Source organism: Microbulbifer sp. CNSA002, from assembly GCF_047324085.1.
Taxonomy (GTDB): domain Bacteria; phylum Pseudomonadota; class Gammaproteobacteria; order Pseudomonadales; family Cellvibrionaceae; genus Microbulbifer.
The window spans coordinates 1937417-1957584 of record NZ_CP172449.1; the positions used below are offsets into that span (position 1 = coordinate 1937417).

The window sequence follows — 20168 nt, forward strand, 5'->3', positions numbered from 1 at the left end:
GATATATGTGGTAAATATTCTGATAATTTTACGGATTGTCGCTAATTGCATTTTCTTATGGGGAAATATTTCCAGTAATCGTGACTTTTATGTTGAAGAGGATTTTGTGAGTAGAAGAAAAGTTTCCACCTAATTATGAATGGGAATAGGTTTTTCTAAATATATTTAAATGTGTTTGTTTGTGTTGAGTTTAGGTGCGGCTTTATAGGTCGTTTACTGTTGTAAGTGAATTTTTGATTGCTGTTCCAAAGCTCCTCTGATTTAAAGGCTCAATTTTAGCTGCAAGACAGCGAACTTTTATTTTCAAAAGGCAAACAAAGGTGTGGAGCTGTATTAGCTGGCTGCTGAAGGCTTTATTTATGTTGAGTTTTAAGTGAGATTCCGGCGGTGACGGAAATAAGCTGATTTTGACCGGGTAGGAGGTTCGGGTCGAATTTACTGAATTGGTTACTTCAGAAGGGATCGTTGAGTAGGAGAGGTGTGGGTAGCTGGGACGCCTAGACCATATGGTCAAAGCTAAAGGAGGTCGTCGTGTATTTCCTTCACTCTGTCGCAGCCTTGGCTGAGAATGGCGGTAGTATTGGCGGGCATAGGCCAACTGGGGTTAAACTCCCGCTCTTAAAACTATTACAAAGCTCTATCCTAGAGGAGATACCGATGCGTCAAACAATGATCGCACTATCCGTGGCCGCAGCTCTTGCGGTAGTGGGCGGTTGTGGTGAAAAGACACAACAGGCTGAGGTGGTCAAAGATACCGTGAATGCCGAGAAGTCCATGACTGTTAGTCCGGAGCACGCCAGCAACATGCTATTGGCGGAGTGGACAGGTCCTTTTGGTGGTGTTCCTGCGTTTGACAAGATGAATCTTGAAGATCTCAAGCCCGCAATTGAGAAGGGTATTGAGATGAATCTGGCGGAGCTGGACGCCATCGCCGCCGATCCTGCCAAGCCTACTTTCGCCAATACTTTTGTTCCGATGGAGCGCAGTGGTGCAGAGTTGGGTCGTGCATCTTCTTATTATGGAATCTGGGCCGGCAATATGTCCTCCCCGGAATTCCGTAAGGTCCAGCGTGAACTGGCACCTCTGTGGGCTGACTACGAGTCCAAAATTTACCAGAACAAGGCCCTCTTTAAGCGCATCAAGTCTATCTATGATCAGCGTGAGTCGATGGATCTGGACGCTGAGCAGAAGCGCGTAGTCGAGTTGGTATATACCCAGTTCGCAACCAATGGCGCCACCCTGGAAGGGGAAAAGAAAGAGCGCTATGCAGAAATCAACAAGCGCTTGGCGGAGCTCTATACAAAGTTCTCCAACAATGTACTGGCTGATGAGGAAGGTTACGATATCTTCCTGACAAAAGATCAGCTGGGCGGCCTACCGGATTCCTTTGTCGCCGCAGCGGCAGCAATGGCGGAAGAGAAGGGCGAAAAAGGTAAGTACGCGATTACCAATACCCGCTCCTCCATGGATCCCTTCCTGACTTACTCTGACAATCGCGAGTTGCGTAAGCAGATTTGGACCAATTACTACAGTCGTGGTGATAATGGTGATGAGCGCGATAACAACGCCATTATCGCTGAAATCCTGAAGCTGCGCGATGAGCGTGTCGGCCTACAAGGCTTTGACAACTACGCTCAGTGGCGCTTGCGTGATCGTATGGCCAAATCACCTGAGCGTGCCATGGAGTTGATGGAAGCGGTATGGCCGGCTGCAGTTGGTCGCGTGAAAGAAGAAGTGGCTGATATGCAGGCTGTGGCTGATGCTGAAAAAGCCAATATCACTATTGAGCCCTGGGACTACCGCTACTACGCAGAAAAAGTTCGCAAGGCCAAGTACGACCTGAACTCCGATGAAGTTAAACAGTACTTGCAGCTGGATAACCTGCGTGAAGCCATGTTCTATGTGGCTGGAGAGCTGTTCAATTTTGAGTTCACTCCAGTGAAGGAAGGCTCAGTACCGGTATTCCATGAAGATGTTAAGGTCTGGGAAGTTACCGATAAGACGAGCGGCGACCATATCGGCCTCTGGTACCTGGACCCATTTGCTCGCGCGGGTAAGCGTTCTGGAGCCTGGGCAACCATGTACCGCGACCACTCCACTTTCGATGGTAAGAAGAACGTTCTCTCTTCCAACAACTCCAACTTTATCAAGGGCGCTCCCGGTGAGCCTGTACTGGTAAGCTGGGATGATGCAGAGACTTTCTTCCACGAGTTTGGCCATGCGCTGCACTTCCTTGCGTCCAACGTTACTTATCCGACCTTAAATGGCGGTGTGCGTGACTACACTGAGTTTCAGTCTCAGCTGCTAGAGCGCTGGTTGTCTACCGATGCGGTAATCGATAACTATCTGGTGCACTACAAAACTGGTGAGCCGATCCCTGCGGATCTGGTGAAAAAGATCAAGAAAGCAGCCAAGTTCAACTCAGGCTTTAGCACTACTGAGTACCTGGCATCTGCACTGGTGGATATGAAGTTCCACACTGCTGATCCTGAAGGTATCGATCCAGACAAGTTTGAACGTGAAACTTTGAAGAAGTTGGGTATGCCGGATGAACTGGTGATGCGTCACCGCTCTCCTCATTTTGGTCATATCTTCTCCGGTGAAGGCTATGCGGCCAGCTACTACGGCTACATGTGGGCCGACGTACTGACCTCCGATGCCTCTGAGGCTTTCGCTGAGTCCAAAGGTGGCTTCTACGATAAGGAAGTAGCTGCGAGACTGGTGAAATACTTGTTCGCTCCTCGCAATGCGTTGGACCCGGCAGACGCTTACCGCTCTTTCCGTGGTCGCGATGCCAATATCGAAGCATTAATGCGCGATCGTGGCTTCCCGATCCCTGAAAAGAAAGCGAGCACGGTAGCTGTTAAGGACTAATTAGCAATAGTCCCCGTGACAAAAAAGCCGCATCCTTCGATGCGGCTTTTTTTATTGGTTTAACTTGGTCTGTGAGTATTTCAGCTGGTTTCTGATCTCACCCTCTGTGAAGTTCTTTTACTTGTTTAGCCGCAGGCGCTAATTAACTTAGCTGGAAACATTAACACCTTGAATATATTCCCGGTGTATAACTTAATAAATGGCTTTAAGAATTGGAGGGTTTCTTGATAAGAGTTAGTGTATAGCTGGTACTAAAATAGGGTTTGGGATACTGGGGGGGATCTGATGATAAAAGTTGGTTGTGGGGGTGAAAATAAGCCATTGTTTAGCTAACCCGAAACCTTAATACGGTTTTCAATTTTTCCGGTGCAACTTTTCTTGTGTCTGAAAGATAAATTTCCTTGTGTACCTTGGATAGGCGATTTAAGCCCTGATCTTTAGCAAAAGCTTCCATTTTCTCAAAGCTGATAGGCTCATCCTCAAATCTCCCTAAGTGGAGCATTTGTACACACTTCCCCTCTAAAATAGTCTCAAAGTTAACTTGATTCAGTAATGGATTTGGTTTTTTGTTCTTAACGTAGTTAAGTATTTCCTTGAAAAAGGGTAGCTCGACAAAATCAGGCTGACGTATCATCAGCTTATAGATTAAATCTTCTTTTTTGATCTCCCCAGAATAACTCTCTTTGGCCTTTTCATTGATGTCCCAGACTCCCTCTAATGGATAGACTGTAAAATCAAAGTATCCAGTCGGCTTCTCATCCGTTTTTTTGGGAAGCATCTTGATGGCATAAGCCAAGGAATATAGGGTACCGATACAGTTCGTGAATGCCTCCCCAGCAGGGCTGCCTTCTCCATGAATAGTAATGTAATTAAGTTTAGGAATATCGATAACTTCAGGTTGAGTTTTAGGGAGATAGAGAGATTTTTCTTTTTTTCGCCATTCATGCTTTACTGGCATAGTATTCCCTTGGTTTTTTCTAGGTCACTTTAAGTTTACTGTTTATAAATACAGTATTCAAGGTGAGTGGTTTAATGTTGATGTTTGGCAGGTAAAGTTAGATTAGATGAAAGGAAATTTTCACTTATAACTGAATGGCGTTACGACGACTTGGAGCCCGGTGTGCAGAGTGATGATTGAAAGGCGCACGTTTATTATTTAGGGTAGTTATTACACCGCCGATAGCTTTACTACCGTCTACTTGTAAGATCTAGTAAGAGTCGCAATATGTCTTTGTGTTGGACTCCGCCTTCAATAGTGGGGCGATACTATTACTAGTAACGTGGGTAGGTTATATCGAGGTGGTAAGGTTAGCTCCGTCGCCGATCGCATATGCATCGACTTGGAGCCTAGCGCTAGTATTCAACTTGGAGAGGATTACCTTGACAGGGGAGTAAAGTGGTTTTAACTAGAGTCATCTAGATCGTCACCGGAGGGGCGGATACACGATCGACATGCTGGCCCGTTAATATTGCCCTTATGTGATTATTAGATTTAGTTGTGGATCTCTGCTGAGCTTATGCTGTGAGTATTGATCTATAAGGCAGAACTAAATTTCTACAGGTTAATTGCGCTCCGCTTCTATTTTCTGTTTGAGAACCTTGATAGGGAGGCCCGACATGCCGCCAATTTTATCACCTGCATAGGAGCCAGCTATCACCATCTTAGCGGGGTTGCCAGCCATAAATATGATTTGCCCGCTAATTTTATTTTTTCGAATGCCGGCCTCGTTTTCTATTTTTTCATTGTACACATCACCCACTTTAAAATGTAAATCGACACCATCGTCCAATTTAAGTACTTCTGAGACTATTTCCGTCAAATTGCCATTTTCTCCCTCTTTAAATTCGGTGGCAATGATTGCTGTTGCGGCTTCTATACGTTTATCAATACCCATTTTCCAAAGAGGAGCTTTTCTCTCTGCGGCGAAAGCACTCAATGGAGTAGCAGTGCCAAGGCATGCTATGCTAAATCCTAACCCCAAAAATAGTCTATTTAAGAATTTTCTTAGTGCTTGCATATTTCCTATGCTCGATAATCGTTATATGAGGTGGGTTTCCTGTAATCTCTTAATAGTCTAGATTACTAAAAGATAATCTCAGTTCTTTTCAAAATTATCAAGTTAGAATGATGGTTTAGATTGATATCATTTTAATAATTTCAGGACAATTGCGACAATTAAGCTTTCCTGTAAAAATTCAAGGTTGGGGCTTTGGCCTTGGTGAAGATGTGAGTGGGAATCTTTTTTAGAAAGTAAGAATGTACCAATTTCACTGATAAATCTTAGTCAAAAGATTTGTTGTTTTTTAGTTTTGTTGATTTTTTGTATGTCTTGTAATTTCTAATAGTAGCCTTAAGGCATCTTTGTGTTGTACCCCATCTTCAATAATGGGCTGATCGTAATTATGTAAGAAATAATCTTTAATGACGGTTTCAACCCTGAACCCATGGCGTTGGTAGAACGTTAGTTGGTAACCAAATGTACCGGTGCTCAATTCAACTCTATGAACTCCCCTGGTGATGAGCTCTGATAGAGAGAACTTTAACAGTTTTGATCCAATCCCTTGCTGTCGCATTTCAGGAGAAACTGAGATATTGAAAATCTCAGCGATTGCGGTATCAATTTCTTTTACTACGCATATACCTTCCACAACGCCAGCATCAATTGCTGCGAAACACCAGGATTCAGGTAAATAGCTGTCTATTTTCTTCTTAGAGGGATCTGCTTCGAGTAGAAGATATAAAGGTGCATCGCTTACGGGTATTTGGATGTATTTCATAGCGCGGTCTATTTGTTTCTCTTTGAGGCATTAACCTATATGCGCTTTATCAATAATGTTTTCTTGTATTCACAAAAAGTAGTATAGCAATAGCGCAATACAAGGCTCTTAGTGAATTATGGGGCAGTCGTTGTTTCTGCGAATACCGATTTTCGCCGGTATTCGCGGTTTGAAGTGCGGGAAAAATGAAGGTCAGTGACTGGCTAAAGGGGTTTACGGTAGACCTGTTCTCCTTCAACCCAGGTCTCCAGAACTTGTACCTTCCAGATCTCCTGGGGAGCTATCGTAAAAATATCCTTATCCAGCAAAATAAAATCGGCGAACTTCCCGGCTTCAAGGTTGCCGATGACTTTCTCCTGATGGCTGGCATAGGCTGCATCCAGGGTAAAGGCGCGCAGGGCTTGCTCCAGAGTCATAGCTTCTTCTGCGCGCCAGCCTTTACTGGGGTCTCCCTGGCGGTCGCGGCGGGTAACTGCGGCGTGTAGACCGAAAAGCGGGTTTGCGGGTTCTACAGGGAAGTCGGAGCCTGCGGCGATGGGAGTGCCTTGTTCCAGCAGGGTCTGCCAAGCGTAGGCGCCGATCAGTCGTTCATTCCCCAGGCGGTCTCCGGCCATATTCTTATCGCTGGTAGCGTGAGTGGGCTGCATGGAGGCAATCAGGTTGAGCCGGGCGAAGCGCGGAATATCTTCCACCTCAATAACCTGGGCGTGCTCCACGCGATGACGATAGCTAGCCTGGCTCTCTGCCTTGTTTAGGGTTTCCAAATGGTTCAGTACGATATGGTTAGCCCTGTCGCCGATCGCATGTACGTTAACCTGGAAGTTATTGTCGGTAGCCAGCTTGAGCAAAGCCAACATTTTGTCTTCCGGGTAGAGCAGCAGCCCCTTTTCCTGAGGGCGGTCGTGGTAGGGCTCCAGCAGGGCAGCGCCTCGGCTTCCCAAGGCGCCATCGGCGGAAAGTTTGATGCTTCGCATATACAGCCTGTCCGAAGGCTCTCCAATATGCCCGGCCTGAAGTAACTGGGCATAGTTGTGGCTATCTACTGAAAGCATGGGGTAAATACGCAACGGGATGGCTTTCTTATTTGCCAGGTCTCTGTAGGCGTTCAGGGTCTGTTCGCTGATACCTGCATCATGCACACTGGTTAATCCCAGGGAGAGAGCGGTGGTAAATGCATTTTGTAGATTCTTTTTCTCCTGGGCTAAAGTAGGTGCGGGTATCGCCTTGTACATCAGGCTCATGGCGTTATCGATCAGGATGCCTGTCGGGTTGCCGTTTTCATCCCGTAGAATCTCACCGCCATCTGGTGATTGGGTTTCCTTGTTGATCCCCGCTAACTCCAGGGCCCTGGAATTGGCCCAACCTGCGTGGCCATCGACCCGGCGCAACCAAATTGGCTGCTTGATTTCCAATTTATCCAGTTGTTTACGGGTTGGGAAAGCTTTGTTGGGCCAGGTAACCTGGTTCCAGCCACGGCCCGATAGCCATTCGTCGGGCCCCAGATCCCGGGCGTACTTCTTGATGGCTGAGAGTGCTGCTGCAAGGGAGTGACCGCGTAAGTCCAATTCACCGGTGAGTTGGCCCAGGCCCAGCATATGGCCGTGGGCATCAATTAGGCCTGGGAGTAGGGTTTTACCCTGCGCATCAATTCTATCGGCTGTAGGAAATTGCTTTTCCAGCTGTTGATAGCTTCCAGTTGCCAGTACCTTACCTTGATCAAAGGCTAAAGCATCGAACGTGAGTAGTTGATCATCAGTAGTTTGGTAGCCGGAAACATTGTGAATCAGAGTGGTGGACTGAACACACAGTGAGGTGGCCATAAGTAGAGTGGCTGAAAGGGGGCGGAAAAAACGCATAGATAGCTTGCCTTATAGGGCGACTTTTGAACCTCGCCCCAACTAGTCGAATATCTTGAAGTTCGAGTTATTGTTTTGCTGGATCTATACGCAGTAAACGGCCTTTGGGGCCATCGGTCAATATGTAAAGACTGCCATCCTGGCCAACTTCTGCGTCGCGTACGCGCTCCCCAATAGGTATCCTTAGCTCGCCAATAGCGGCATCATCTTTTATCTGAATGACCCGTAAATCTTCGCTAACTAATCCGGCGGAAATAAGCCGTCCTTTCCATTCGGGGAAGGCATTGCCGGTATAGAATGCCAGTCCTCCAGGGGCGTGGGTATCGAGCCAGGCCAGTGCGGGCGAGGTAAATTCTGGATCCTCGATTTTGAAGGCTATATTGGAGCCATCTCGATAGTCCCGACCAAAAGTGACCCTTGGCCAGCCATAGTTACTGCCAGCTTTGAGGCGGTTCAATTCATCGCCTCCAGCGGGGCCGTGTTCGGAGGACCAGATCTCCCCACTTTGTTGATCGATCACCAATCCTTGGGGATTGCGGTGGCCAAAGCTCCAGATTTGCGGCAGGGCATCTGCTTGGTTTTTGAATGGGTTGTCGTCGGGAATTGAACCGTCCCCATTAATACGAATAATAGAGCCGAAGTGGGTTTGTAGGTTTTGGGCCTGTTCCCGGGCAAAAATATCGAGGAATTCTTGTGGGGGATTACCGCCATCGCCAATGGTAGCCAGCAACGTTTTATCGGGTAGGAAGGCGAGCCGGGAACCGAAGTGTGCGCCGTTATTTTTACCCTGCGCGGACTTGAATATCTCTTCAAAGTTTTCCAACTTGCCGTTATTCCATTTAGCCCGACCAATGGCAAGTCGGTTGTTGTCCATATTGCCAATGGCATAACTGAAGTAGAGCATCTGGTCTTGAGGGAAGGTGGGGCTCACAGCGATATCCAGTAGGCCCCCTTGGCCAAGAAACAAGATTTCTGCTGGAAACCCGATAGGGTCCGCCAATAATTTTCCATCTTTTACAATTCTGAGTTGTCCGCTGCGCTGGGTGATAAGAAAACTTCCATCGGGCAGGCTGGTTATACCCCAAGGGTATTCAAGTGGGCCGGCGACTGAAGTAAGGGTAACCTCTTCGGCGAGCGGGATAGTGCCTCGGGAAATCAAAGGATTATTCTGGCTATTGGCAGCAGTGCTAAAAAAGATGCAGATTGTGACAACTACACTAAGGAGGTATTTCACCACATGGCCTCTATCGATTTGTCTCGGGATTGAGCATAGATAGAGTAGTCACTGGGGAATGTCCAGGCAGTACGCCAGGGTAATTGTCAGGGCGTTAAATCACTCTGTAGGGAGGTGAATAGATGTCCCGCTGGTTGATTATCGCAGGAATAATTTTAGTGTTGGTTGGGGTGCTATTGCACTTTTCCCCAGGGTTATTCAGCTGGTTCGGGCGCTTGCCGGGAGATATTCGTGTGGAGTCGGGGCGCACCCGTTTTTACTTTCCAATTGTATCGATGATTATCGTTAGTTTGGTATTGAGTTTACTGGTAAATTTATTTCGACGTTAATAAAAAACCGCCAGGGCAACTATCTCCTGGCGGTGAGAGGGAGTTTATGGAGTGTAGCGGAAGCGCATCAGCTTGTAGGGTGGCTTGGCATTACCAAGGCCAGAACTGAAAGCAGGATGCTGGTGAAGCTGATCCTGGGTGATATATACCCAGCCATTGCTAATAGCGAGGCTGTCAGGCCAAGAGAGCTGTTTGTCCTGTAACAGGATTTGGTAATTGCCCTGGGTGGTCAGTCCAATGGCGTTATTCTGCAGGTCGGTAACCAGCACGCCACCTTCCGGTGCCATTGCAATGCCATCACTGGGGTTTTTGGGGCCAAATTCTTCAACTTGTGCGGTTAGTTTACTCTCGGAAATATCGGCGTCCGCCAACTGTGCCGCAGGAAGGCGGAAGATTTTATCGCCGCTGAGGCTGCCAAAGTAGAGCCATTCTGCCTTCTCGTCCAGGGCAATGGGATTGAGACCAAAGTGCAGGCTTTTATTCGTATCACCTGCAGTTTTAGCCGCTAGCAAAACTCCGCCGATGATGAGATCCTGCTTTGGCGGCATAAATTCATTAGCGCTTTCCAGTACGCGCCGGGAGTGACCGGTTTTCAGGTCGACGACAATAATTGCCGGTTTGGTCGCGCCGTTAAAATTACCGAAAGACATATCGGCGATGTAGATTTTTTGGCGCTTTTCATCCAGGGAAAAATCCTGCGGAAATGAATTTTCCACTAATGCGGACTTGGAGATTTCAATCTGTTGGTGCAGTTTATTATTGACGCTGTCCCAGGCGACAAGTTGGGCGGGTGTATTTTCACCGCCCATATCCAAGATCCAGACGATGCCTTTGCTATCAGAGTGAATGCCAATTACTGATCCAAAGCCCACTTCACCCTGTTCAGGCCCATCCGCCCAATCTCGATTGGGAAAGGGTTGCTTGGAGCCGTTGGCCATTACCTCGAGTACTTTTAGTTTTGGCGCATCCAGTGGGTGCATGCTGACCAGTACCCGACCATTGGGGGTGACAGTGACACCAGCAGCGCGGGATTCGCTGAATTCAGTGACTGTTTGCAGGGACTCCGCTTTAGCTGCGTGAGTGACGCTGGTGGCTAAGCTGCCAACACCTGCAAGAGCCAGTGCGGCAAATAGTATTTTCGGGGGCTTCATTGCGACTTCCTTAAATTTTACGGTGTTTTAGTTTTTGGCTTGTTTGCGCAGCGCATCTTCCAAGGCGCTGAGCTTTTTGTTGCCGATATAAAGCTGGGACAGCGCAGCCAGGGCGGCGCTGCCAATTTTCTGTTTGGCATCTTTGCGGACGATGAGCGTTGCTTTATCTTGAGTGCCGAGAAGGCCTTTGGGCTCTTTTAGTGCGCGGATGGTGTAGCGGTTGTGAAGAAATTGTGGGTGCCACAAGGGGATCACTACCCAGCGCTCCTGCGCTACGGCGTCTTCAAAACGGTTGAAGCAGTCCGCTTCTATTCCCGGTCGGAATTCGTAACCTGCCTTATCGAGGCCATAGGCCTGGATCATTTCAGCGGAAAAGCGGCTAATACCCGCACCGGGGTTGATTCCCTGGATCAGGCGATCCATACGGGTGAGGGCTGGTTCGCTGAGTAGGTCATCAACGCTGGCAATTGCTTTTTCGGGCACATAATCCGGCATACCCCAGATACAGTGGGGCTCATACAGCACGGTCACTTTTTCGACCTGGTCCAGTATGGGGTTCAGATAGACCTCGTGGCTGGAAGGCAGCCAGGCCGAAGTTAGAAGGTCGATTTCCCCGTTTTTTAGCAACTCGAAGGCCGCCTCATGGGGGGCGGACTTGAAGCTGGTTTGGTGGCCGTGAGCCTCGAGAACCTTGGCGACTTCCCGAGCGCTGGCCTCGTGGAAAGAGAGCGCAATGTGTCCGATGCGAATACTGTTATCCATACCGAAACTCCCTAGTGTAAGTTTGTGACTGTGCAGTATTTACTGCGATAGGGGTATTGTGGTTGCTTTGATTTACCGGATAAACTGCTATTAATAGAAATCAATATTCGATATTTCCGATCAATGCTGATAGATAATCTCAAGTTGTTCCTGCAAATTGTTGATAAAGGTAGTCTGGTCGCTGCAGCGCGGGACTCGGGCCTATCTTCCAGCAGGGTTTCCGAGCGCCTTGCGGCATTGGAGTCGCACTTCGGTGTGGTGTTACTGAATCGAACAACCCGGGCAATTAGCCTGACAGAGGAAGGGCGCACCCTGATTGAGGGTGCTAAACAGATTCTGGGTGAAGTGGATGACCTTGAAAGCCGTATTCGATCAGGAGCGCAGACCCTGTCAGGTGGCATTCGCGTAAGTGCCCCCTGTGACTTGGGGCGGGCGATTGTGGCCCCGGAAATTGACCGCTTCTTACTGGATCACCCGGCTATTTCTATTGAATTGCTGTTGTCGGATGGTTATGTGGACATTGTCGGTCAGGGTATTGATATTGCCTTGCGTTTCGGTGCAATCACCGACAGTTCACTTCGGGTCAGGACCCTGAGCCAAAAGCAGCGCATCCTCTGCGCTTCTCCCAGCTATTTACAAGAGCGTGGCACTCCACAAAGGCCCGAGGACCTGAAGGGTCACAACTGTCTGGTAATGCGTTTCGGTGAAAACCTGGATAGCCACTGGCGCTTTCTCGACAGCCGCGATGGATCGGGGAGTGAGCAAACTGTGGTGGTACGCGGCGACCGGGTGACCAATGACGGGGAACTGGCTCGCCAGTGGTGCCTGAAGGGAAGTGGCATTATTTTAAAATCGGAATTGGATGTAGGGTCGGATATCCAGGCGGGCAGGCTGGTTCGCCTGCTAGAAGAGTACACTCCACCGCCGGTACCGCTTCAAATGTTGTTCCCTCCAAGCCGGGCCCAGCCGCGCCGGGTGGCGGTATTTGCAGACCGTTTGGCCATGAAATTTATATCCACTTCTGCGAGGATTTAATCGCCCCTCTCAAATTGATTGTTATCTTTATTTATTTTGAATTCAGGCCGTAAAGCTCTGGCATTTTTTTATTCTTCTATAATTAGACTTGTGACTTTCTAGTTCATTTATATCAGTGCCGGTATTAAGTTTTTTAGTGGTGGAGGCAGTTGATGATACTAGACATCATATATGCGGTAATTATTCTGTATGTGTTGATTTGCCTGGTGCTGTATTTTAAAGACAAGTCCTACTTCTACAAAAATGCGGCCATTATACAAGCTCCACCCGAAGCCTTGTTTGATTATGTGGTAGACCTGCGAAATTGGGAAAGCAAATATCCGAACACTTTATTTGCGGAATACAATCTGGGGGGCGATAAGTCTACTGTAGGTAGCGTGGCGATCGAAAAATATTGGGGGATTACTGGCTACCACGTAATGAAGCATCAATTAATAAATTATGAGCGGCCCAACAAAATTTCCTGGGAGGGGAAGACGATTTACGGTGGTGCGCTGGTTCTATTATTTTTACCAATTACTAAACACATCACCGGCCATTTCAGTTACACCATTACCGAAATGAAGGGTGGGGCAAGTCACTGGGAGAGACAGTGTTATTTCAAAATGCACTCTGCGAACCCAATTTATCAGCTAGTGTACTTGCTTTATATGCCGCTGTTCAGACTTGAGCTGTTAAAAGCGTTGCGGCTATACCAGGCGGAAGTGAAAGAAATGATGGAGAAGATTTACACGGATTAATTGTATTTTTTGACGCCGCAAAATAAAAAAAGGCCGCATGGGAGTACGGCCATCAAGGGACTTATTTGCGAGATAGGAGAGTGTAAAACTCGTTAATTAAAAATCGTATCTGATTGACGCAGAGAAAGTACGTCCCGGCGCCGCATTGACAGAAAGATCGCTACCTTCATCCCAGCCTGCAACATTCAGGTAGGGAACGTAGTATTTATCCATCAGGTTGTTAACCGCCAAGTTCACAGACATGGAGTCCATTACCTGATAACCCAGGGTCCAGTCTACAGTGCCATAACCGGCAGTTTCAGTAGCGCCGTCGTTCACTTTTTCCATACGGTCTGCCCAGCGCACCAGTATCTGGCTGGAGAGTTTGGCTCCGCTGTAGCTTGCACCGACCACGCCAGAAAGTGGGCTGATGCTGGTTAGGTATTCACCGGTGGTGTCGTTTTCGCCGCGCTGGTAGCTGGCATTTGCAAACAACTCGATTGTTGGAGACAGGTACCAGCTGGCGCTCGCCTCTATACCTTTGATGGTGACAGATTCGATGTTCTGGTACTGGTACTGTTCAAATACATGGGAGAAACTGCCGTCATCACCATTTACAGATTCTTGGTGAATTAAAGTGGTTTCCAGGAAATCATCGTATTCGGTATAAAACGCTGCAGTACTGAAAGCTACAGGGCCCAGGTGTCCGCGCAGGCCGAGCTCGAAGGTGTCACTGGTTTCTGGTGACAAATCGTCGGCGGGCAGAACCTCGTAGATGTATTCGGAGGTAGGTTGCAGGTAATGCTCGATATAGGCTAAATCGTAGGCCGGCACTTTAAAGCCCTGTCCGTATTGGGCAAAGGCGGACAGTTTCGGATTGATTCGGTACAGCGTGCCCAGGTTGAAGGAAACATTGCTTTCTTCAATGGTGGCAAATGGAGTGTCATCAGACTTCAATGCACCGTTGGGGTCCATTTCGTACCAGTCGTAGCGCAGGCCCGGGGTAACGGTCAGCTGGCCATTGGCGAATGACATTTCGTCATTGATAAACAGGCCGGCGCGCGCCACTTCGTTTTCTGGGAATTTCTCGGTGGTGGAGTCCAGGGTGGAGCTACCCGCAACTTCACGGTATTGGTGAACGGTACGCTCGCTCTCCGTTTGCTCCAGGTCCAGACCGTAACCCAGGGTGTGGGTCTCATTCAGGGTTTTGCTGGCGTTGGACAGCAGGCCGATAGTGTCCTGGCGGTAGAGGCCGGTTTCCCACATGTCGCGGATTTCAATCACACCGAACATGGGGGCGTTGATGTCCAGTTGCCCGTACTGCTCGTCTTCCTGTTCAGACTTGTTGTTGTACAAGCTGATATTTACCTGATCGTAAATCGCAGTTGGAGTCTCGCTGTGGTAGCGGAGCTGGTATGCAGTGGTCTCTTTGTCGGAAACAGATTGTTCAGCGACGATGTTGTAGCCGTAGTCGGCCAGTCCGCGGAAGTAATACAGCAGGCCATCGGCACTGTCACCGACAGTTTCCTGGTTCCAGTGGTCGATGCTGAAACTGATAAAGTCTTCGCCACCCAGGTTGTACTTACCTTTGTACAGGATGCTCTTCGATTCAATCTCGAAGGGGTCCTGGGTTTCGTCGTAGTTCTGTTGTTCTTCACCATCGCGGAAGGTGGTGTGCAGCAGTTGCTCAAAATTGCCGGTGCGCAGGGCAAGGGTAGGGGAAACATTGTGCTGGCTGGTGATGCCGTTGTAGCCGGTCTTGATAGATCCGCCAAACTGCTCGCCATCTTCCAGGTAGTCGGAAGCATCTTTGGTGGTGAACACTACGATACCGGCAAGGGCGTCTGAACCGTATAGGGAGGAGGCTGCGCCTTTGGCAACTTCAACCTGCTTTAGGGTGTCCACTTCAATAAAGCCGCGACCAATAATGTCGTTTTGGCCATTGGCGCCATAACCCTCGTTCACCCGCATACCGTCTTTGATAATCAGTACACGGTCACCGCCCATGCCGCGCACCAGAATATTCTGCGCGCCGCCAGCCTCGCCGGTTACTTCAACGCCGGGCTCGTATTGGAACAGCTGGTTCATGTCGTTGAGCTGAAGCTGCTCAATTTCTTCATTGGTCACCACGGAAACGCTGCCCGCAACGTCTTTCAGGGGTTTTTCTGCGCGCCCGCTGACGACGATCAGCTCGAGTTCATTGCTGGACGGAGAGGTCGGGGTCTCTGCGTACAGGTTTGAGGCGGAGGCTAAGCCCAAAATGGCTGCTGCTAGTGGGCGACGTTTCATGGTGAATTCCTTGATGTCGTTGATTCGGTCTGCTCGTTAAGGGTCTCTGGTTGCCCTTTCGCTTGGTCTTGTCGACCAGTTCGGAGCGAGATTATATGGATACTTATTAAAATGTAAAGGTAAATGCGAATCAATATCAATTAGATTAAATTTGACCTTAAAAGTTTCTTTGGGTACTTTCCGCTCAAATTTGTGAACGGCATCAATAGTGGGGCTTGGGAGGCTTGCAGTGAATATTCAATCAATTGAGACCTTAATGGCGGATGTGGCCGACCTGTTTATGGCCCCAGTATTACTGGCGATTCTGGTACTTTTTATCTACTCGCTTTATGCCGCCGGGCGCTTTATTTCACTGTGGATGCTTCGCCGCAAAAATGCAGGAGCCTATCGGTTGGCATTGAAGCAAGGTCGGGTTGAGCGCCTGCCGGGCTACCAAGTACACAACTTTTACGTGAATAACCCTTTGGCATGTGACGACGAATTGGAAGTTTTTGCGTTGAGAAAACTGGAACTTCTTCGCATGGCTACCCGGATCGCGCCCATGTTGGGTTTGATTGCCACCATGATTCCTATGGGGCCGGCACTTCGCGCGCTGGCCGATGGCAATATCCAGGGAATTAGTGAAAACCTGATTATTGCTTTCGCCGCTGTGATCTGGGGCTTGGTAATCTCCACGATTACCTTCTGGCCCGCCTCAGTGAAAAAACGCTGGTTTGCCTCTGAGCTGATCAATATCCGCAAGCTGAAGGAGGCCGACTGATGCGCTTCCTCGACGAAGATGAAGAACTGAATCCTATTCTGAGTGCGGTGAACCTGATCGATGTGTTTCTGGTCATTATCGCCGCGCTGCTGATTGCCATTGCGCAAAACCCCTTGAACGTTTTTTCCAATGAAAAGGTTACGGTGATTAAAAATGCCGGCGAACCCAATATGGAAGTGATTGTTAAGGACGGTAAGGAAATCAAACAATACAAATCCACCGGGGAAATTGGCTCAGGGGAGGGCACCCGTGCAGGTGTGGCCTACCAGATGGCCGATGGCAGCCTGGTTTATGTACCGGAAGGGGAAGGTAAAGATGCTCCCGCCGGTGAAAAAGCTTCGGGGGGGAATTAGTGGTGCGTAATAAACTGTGGGCACGTTTTGTGTGCCTGTTGATGAGCTTGGCTTTTGCAACCTTTGCCCAGGCCAGCGATAAGCCCAAAGTACTCTTGATGATGTCGAGCCACACGGCTAAGGCGAAAGGTACATTGCTGACTGATCTCTCTGCAGACCAACCCTTTGAGCTGGAGATCTTTAACAGCAAAGGTAAGAGCGATGAGGAAATTGACCTGGCCTGGTCTTCCGCTGAACTGATAATGCTGGATGGCATCAACCCGGCGCTTTCTGCTTTTATGTTTGGCAAGTTCCAGCCAATGCTGGCCAAGCATCCGCAAGTTCCGGTGATTTCCCTGGGGGATGCAGATAATAAGTCCATGAACCAGGGGTTGGCAGAATTCGAGCATCGGGCGATTGCCGCTTATTTTAATAATGCGGGCCGCAAAAACTACCGTCATATGATGCAGTTTTTGTCGGCAGAGGTATTTGAATTTTCCAGTGGCTCAGTACCGGAACCGATAATTGTACCCAAGGTAGGTTTTTATCATCCCCGCTTGGAGCAGCTTGTCACCGATAAAGAGGAATTTTTCTTTGACTGGCTAAAGCCTGCTGAGAAGCAGCCAGTGATTGCCGTGGCTATCCATCGTTCCGTGGTGGATTACGAGCAGCAGCAGGTTGTCGACACCCTGTTGAATGGTCTTGAGGCTAAAGGTGCCAAGGCTTTCGCCTTCTTCTTTGAAGGCGAAGACTTGCCGCTTTCCTATCCAGAATTATTGCAAACCGAAAGCGGCAATACCCGTGTTGACTTGATGATTAATTACCGCTCCCTGCACTATGTCAGCAAGCGCCGCGCTGAATTTGAGAAGTTGGGAGTGCCGGTTATTCACGCGCTCAATTACACCGAGGGTAGTGAAGAAGAATATTTTGCTGATAATAGCGGTGTATCTCCATCCCTGACTCCATTCTTCCTGGTAATGCCTGAAGATACTGGCAGCATCGATCCGGTGATTATCGCTGCTAATAAAGACGGCAATAAAGTAGTGATGGATGTACAGATGCAGGCCTTGATAGAGCGCGCCTGGAATCACGCCTCCCTCGCTTATCAAAGCAACACCAATAAAAAGGTGGCAACGTTTATTTGGAACTACCCGCCCGGGGAAAAAAATATCGGTGCGGCTTTCCTGGATGTGCCCAGCTCAATTGAGTCGATTGCCCAGGCAATGCGCGAAAGAGGCTATGAGGTACATATCAGGGATTCAAAAACCCTTATCGATTGGGCCGGGCAGTTGTTGCGCCCCTATTATCGTCGCGAAGACAGCGTAGCCTTGATCGATAAAGGGCTGGCTGATTGGATGCCGCTGTCCACCTATCAAGCCTGGTTTGACCAACTGCCTGCAACTGTGCGGGATCCTATTGTAGAGCGTTGGGGCAAGCCAGAAGACAATGCCATGTTGGCCGAACATAACGGCGAGCCTGCATTTGTTATTCCCCGGATGACCCTCGGCAATTTGATTGTGTTGCCGCAAGGCGTTCGCGCGGACAATGCCAAGGATCACTCTTCCCTATACCACGATATGAAAACCCCGGTGAATCACGCCTACCTGGCGGTTTACCTCTATGCGCGGGAAACCTTTGGTGCCGATGCCTATATTCACCTGGGAACCCATGGCTCCCAGGAGTGGCTCAGTGGCAAAGAGCGGGGCCTGTCGGTTTACGATGCACCTAGTTTGGCCCTGGGAAATATCCCGGTGTTCTACCCCTACATTATCGATAATGTGGGAGAGGCCATGCAGGCCAAGCGCCGTGGCCGTGCCACCATGATCAGCCACTTGACCCCAGGCTTCGCGAAAGCGGGCTTGTATGCGGAAGTGGCTGAGTTGTCCGAGTTAATTGGCAATTACCTGGTATTGTCTGAGGGGCAGACCCGGGCCAATACCCAAGAGCGTATTATCAGTCTGGCCGAAGAGCTCAATATGCTCAAGGATCTGGAAATCAGTGCTGAAGCCTTAAGTGCGGATTTTGATGGCCAACTGAGCCGCTTGCAGGATCATTTGGGTCAACTGGCAGAGATGAGCCAGCCGCTGGGCATCCATCGTTTTGGTCAGCTGCCCAAAACCGAACACCTCACCAGCACCATGCTGCAAATGTTGGGTGAAGGGTTTATCACCGCAGCGGATAAATATGAGGCGGAGCACGGGTTGCGTTTGCCGGAAGAGCAAACCCGGGACGAGCGCAATGTTGTGGCTTTGGAAGCGCAGGAGGGGTTCCAGTTGCTGGATACCTTTCTAGAGGGCGGTGAGCTGGAGCAGGTTCCTGAGCCCTTGCAGGCCCAGTTGGACCAGGCCCGGGAATACTCCGATAACTTTGCCAAAATTGCCGAGCTGGAAAACCTGATGTCGGCACTCGATGGTAACTACATTCCTGTAAGCCATGGGGGTGACCCGATTCGCAACCCACAGGCGGTGCCCACCGGCCGTAACCTGATTGGCTTTAACCCGGCTAAGGTGCCGTCGAAGGAAGCCTATGAAGCTGGTGTACAGCTGATGGACCAGACCATTGCTGACTACCATGCAAAGCATGGCCGCTTCCCGGACAAGTTGGCATTTTCCCTGTGGTCCCTTGAAACCATGCGCCACCAGGGAGCCCTGGAAGCCCAGATCCTGCACGCCCTGGGCCTAAAACCCAAGTGGAACCAGCAGGGCAATGTTACCGGTACAGAAGTTATTCCCTATTCGGAATTAAAGCGCCCGCGTATTGATGTCGTAATCTCTGCGACAGGCCTTTATCGGGATGCCTTCCCTAACGTGATGCTGTGGCTGGCAGAAGCCATCGATAAAGTGGCGCAGATGAAAGAAGACAATAACTTTGTCTACCGCCACAGCCAGGCATTGCAACAGCAGCTGCTGGAAGACGGCAACAGTGAAGAGGATGCTCGCTATTTGTCATCGGTGCGCATCTTCTCCAATGAAAGCGGCAACTATGGAACGGGCCTTGCCGCCGCCAGTCTGGCCTCTGACAGTTGGGAGGGGGATGACAAGCTCGCTGACCTCTATATGCGCCGTATGGGCTTTGCCTATGGCAAAGATGAATCCCGCTGGAGCGAGGATCAGCGCAGTGTTGAGCTGTACGGCAAAGTGCTGTCTGGCACTGATGGGGTGATTTTTTCCCGCTCCACCAACCTCTACGCCATGATGACCAATGACGATCCCTTCCAATACTTTGGCGGTATCGGTCTGGCGGTTCGCAATCTGGATGGCGCCACGCCGGAAATGTATGTTTCCAATTTGCGTCGCAAAGATAACGTAAAAGCGCAAACCCTTGCGGAGTTCGTCAACCAGGAAATGCGCAGCCGTTACTTCCACCCCCGCTGGATTGAGGCGATGCAGGATTCCGGCTACGCAGGCGCTACCGCTATCCTGGATCGCGTCAACAATATGTGGGGCTGGGAAGTAATGACCCCGGAAACCATTCGCGACGACCAATGGCAGGAAATGTTTGAAGTCTACGTGGATGACAAATATGAAATGGACATGCGCGAATTCTTCGAAGAGCACAATGCCGAGGCCCTGGCCCAGATGTTGGAGCGAATGCTGGAAGCGGTGCGCAAGGGATATTGGGATGCGAAGCCTGAAACCCTGGAGAAAATGGTAGAGACCTACACCGAGCTGGCAAATCAGTTTGATGTGGCTACCGACAATGACAAGTTCAAGGAATTCGTCAATCAGCAGGCTCTAGGGTTCGGCCTCGCGGCCCTGGCCAATGCCCAGGCATTGGATAACCCTCAGGTTAGCAGCGCCAATGCCGCGCAACAGGTCAGTGGCCAGAAGCTGGAGCAGGTTGCAGAGCCGACGCCCAGTGATAAGCCGGAAAAGCTGATATGGCTACTGTTGATGGCTATTGTGTTGGCAGGCTTTGTCAGCGGTTTCTTTGATCATAAGTGGGTGCGAAGCAAGCCCGCTTAATGCCCGTCCTTAACGGCACCCGGTCTGCTTAAGACCGGGTGCCGTTAACCTCCCTCTGTTCCACCCCTTTCGTATAAATAATCT

At 49.5% G+C, this 20168-nt stretch carries 15 protein-coding genes; 7 read left to right on the plus strand and 8 right to left on the minus strand.

Features of this window, described 5'->3' with window-relative positions; all coding sequences use genetic code 11:
- Positions 1-657 precede the first annotated feature (657 nt).
- Positions 658-2874, plus strand: coding sequence for a M3 family metallopeptidase (locus ACG1BZ_RS08690; RefSeq protein ID WP_413665252.1), 2217 nt, complete (start codon positions 658-660; stop codon positions 2872-2874).
- 325 nt (positions 2875-3199) lie between these two features.
- Here the strand turns inward: ACG1BZ_RS08690 and ACG1BZ_RS08695 are convergent, their stop codons facing one another.
- The 5 genes from ACG1BZ_RS08695 to ACG1BZ_RS08715 all read right to left on the minus strand — a co-directional run bounded on the left by ACG1BZ_RS08695 (position 3200) and on the right by ACG1BZ_RS08715 (position 8742).
- Positions 3200-3832, minus strand: a complete 633-nt coding sequence (locus ACG1BZ_RS08695; RefSeq protein ID WP_413665253.1) for a GyrI-like domain-containing protein — start codon at positions 3830-3832, stop codon at positions 3200-3202.
- A 604-nt stretch (positions 3833-4436) separates the two neighbouring features.
- Positions 4437-4892: a hypothetical protein gene (locus ACG1BZ_RS08700; protein WP_413665254.1), complete on the minus strand. Its 456-nt coding sequence runs from the start codon at positions 4890-4892 to the stop codon at positions 4437-4439.
- Positions 4893-5178: 286 nt separating this feature from the next.
- Complete coding sequence (locus tag ACG1BZ_RS08705) at positions 5179-5652, minus strand: GNAT family N-acetyltransferase (RefSeq protein WP_413665255.1); 474 nt, start codon at positions 5650-5652, stop codon at positions 5179-5181.
- Positions 5653-5855: 203 nt separating this feature from the next.
- On the minus strand, positions 5856-7508 hold the full coding sequence (locus ACG1BZ_RS08710; protein ID WP_413665256.1) for an amidohydrolase: 1653 nt from the start codon (positions 7506-7508) through the stop codon (positions 5856-5858).
- A 67-nt stretch (positions 7509-7575) separates the two neighbouring features.
- Positions 7576-8742: a PQQ-dependent sugar dehydrogenase gene (locus tag ACG1BZ_RS08715; protein WP_413665257.1), complete on the minus strand. Its 1167-nt coding sequence runs from the start codon at positions 8740-8742 to the stop codon at positions 7576-7578.
- Between the two features lie 122 nt (positions 8743-8864).
- Here ACG1BZ_RS08715 and ACG1BZ_RS08720 point away from each other — a divergent pair, with 122 nt between their 5' ends.
- Positions 8865-9071, plus strand: a complete 207-nt coding sequence (locus ACG1BZ_RS08720) for a DUF2905 domain-containing protein (protein ID WP_282933328.1) — start codon at positions 8865-8867, stop codon at positions 9069-9071.
- A 44-nt stretch (positions 9072-9115) separates the two neighbouring features.
- On the opposite strand, the gene ACG1BZ_RS08725 is transcribed toward ACG1BZ_RS08720, so the two are convergent.
- Together ACG1BZ_RS08725 and ACG1BZ_RS08730 are read right to left on the minus strand one after the other, a co-directional pair.
- Positions 9116-10222: an L-dopachrome tautomerase-related protein gene (locus tag ACG1BZ_RS08725; protein ID WP_413665258.1), complete on the minus strand. Its 1107-nt coding sequence runs from the start codon at positions 10220-10222 to the stop codon at positions 9116-9118.
- A gap of 27 nt (positions 10223-10249) precedes the next feature.
- Positions 10250-10984 carry a glycine betaine ABC transporter substrate-binding protein gene (locus ACG1BZ_RS08730; RefSeq protein ID WP_413665259.1) on the minus strand — a complete coding sequence of 245 codons (735 nt, stop codon included), beginning with the start codon at positions 10982-10984 and terminating at the stop codon, positions 10250-10252.
- A gap of 123 nt (positions 10985-11107) precedes the next feature.
- Here ACG1BZ_RS08730 and ACG1BZ_RS08735 point away from each other — a divergent pair, with 123 nt between their 5' ends.
- Positions 11108-12019 carry a LysR family transcriptional regulator gene (locus ACG1BZ_RS08735; protein WP_413665260.1) on the plus strand — a complete coding sequence of 304 codons (912 nt, stop codon included), beginning with the start codon at positions 11108-11110 and terminating at the stop codon, positions 12017-12019.
- 206 nt (positions 12020-12225) lie between these two features.
- A complete protein-coding gene (locus tag ACG1BZ_RS08740) occupies positions 12226-12759 on the plus strand; it encodes an SRPBCC family protein (protein ID WP_413665261.1) in 534 nt (177 codons plus the stop codon).
- A 96-nt stretch (positions 12760-12855) separates the two neighbouring features.
- On the opposite strand, the gene ACG1BZ_RS08745 is transcribed toward ACG1BZ_RS08740, so the two are convergent.
- On the minus strand, positions 12856-15027 hold the full coding sequence (locus tag ACG1BZ_RS08745; protein WP_413665262.1) for a TonB-dependent hemoglobin/transferrin/lactoferrin family receptor: 2172 nt from the start codon (positions 15025-15027) through the stop codon (positions 12856-12858).
- A gap of 229 nt (positions 15028-15256) precedes the next feature.
- Here ACG1BZ_RS08745 and ACG1BZ_RS08750 point away from each other — a divergent pair, with 229 nt between their 5' ends.
- The 3 genes from ACG1BZ_RS08750 to cobN are packed head-to-tail and all read left to right on the plus strand — an operon-like array spanning position 15257 to position 20084.
- A complete protein-coding gene (locus ACG1BZ_RS08750) occupies positions 15257-15787 on the plus strand; it encodes a MotA/TolQ/ExbB proton channel family protein (protein WP_413665263.1) in 531 nt (176 codons plus the stop codon).
- Positions 15787-16140, plus strand: a complete 354-nt coding sequence (locus ACG1BZ_RS08755) for a DUF2149 domain-containing protein (RefSeq protein ID WP_413665264.1) — start codon at positions 15787-15789, stop codon at positions 16138-16140. The genes ACG1BZ_RS08750 and ACG1BZ_RS08755 overlap by 1 nt, the downstream gene beginning before the upstream one ends.
- A 2-nt stretch (positions 16141-16142) precedes the next feature.
- Complete coding sequence (gene cobN, locus ACG1BZ_RS08760) at positions 16143-20084, plus strand: cobaltochelatase subunit CobN (protein WP_413665265.1); 3942 nt, start codon at positions 16143-16145, stop codon at positions 20082-20084.
- The last annotated feature ends 84 nt before the right edge of the window (positions 20085-20168 follow it).